Genomic DNA, 714 nt, shown 5'->3' with positions numbered 1-714 from the left:
CACAGGTTTCCTTTTCCTTAGAAAGGAGGTGATCCAGCCGCACCTTCCGATACGGCTACCTTGTTACGACTTCACCCCAATTATCTGTCCCACCTTCGGCGGCTGGCTCCATAAAGGTTACCCTACCGACTTCGGGTGTTACAAACTCTCGTGGTGTGACGGGCGGTGTGTACAAGGCCCGGGAACGTATTCACCGTGGCATGCTGATCCACGATTACTAGCGATTCCGGCTTCATGTAGGCGAGTTGCAGCCTACAATCCGAACTGAGAATAGTTTTATGGGATTAGCTCCACCTCGCGGCTTCGCGACCCTTTGTACTATCCATTGTAGCACGTGTGTAGCCCAGGTCATAAGGGGCATGATGATTTGACGTCATCCCCACCTTCCTCCGGCTTGCACCGGCAGTCACTTTAGAGTGCCCAACTAAATGCTGGCAACTAAAATCAAGGGTTGCGCTCGTTGCGGGACTTAACCCAACATCTCACGACACGAGCTGACGACAACCATGCACCACCTGTCACTTTGTCCCCGAAGGGAAAGCTCTGTCTCCAGAGTGGTCAAAGGATGTCAAGACCTGGTAAGGTTCTTCGCGTTGCTTCGAATTAAACCACATGCTCCACCGCTTGTGCGGGCCCCCGTCAATTCCTTTGAGTTTCAACCTTGCGGTCGTACTCCCCAGGCGGAGTGCTTAATGCGTTAGCTGCAGCACTAAG

The 714-nt window shown here is 53.1% G+C and carries 1 rRNA gene; it reads right to left on the bottom strand.

What is annotated here, in order from left to right:
* Positions 1-21: 21 nt before the first annotated feature.
* Positions 22-714: ribosomal RNA gene (locus HCJ30_RS14180) — 16S ribosomal RNA — on the bottom strand; the annotation flags it as partial.

Source organism: Listeria cossartiae subsp. cossartiae (genome assembly GCF_014224155.1).
In the GTDB taxonomy this organism is placed as follows: Bacteria; Bacillota; Bacilli; order Lactobacillales; family Listeriaceae; genus Listeria; species Listeria cossartiae.
Note: the sequence above shows the minus strand (reverse complement) of the source record. Positions and strands in the feature narration are given on the sequence as shown.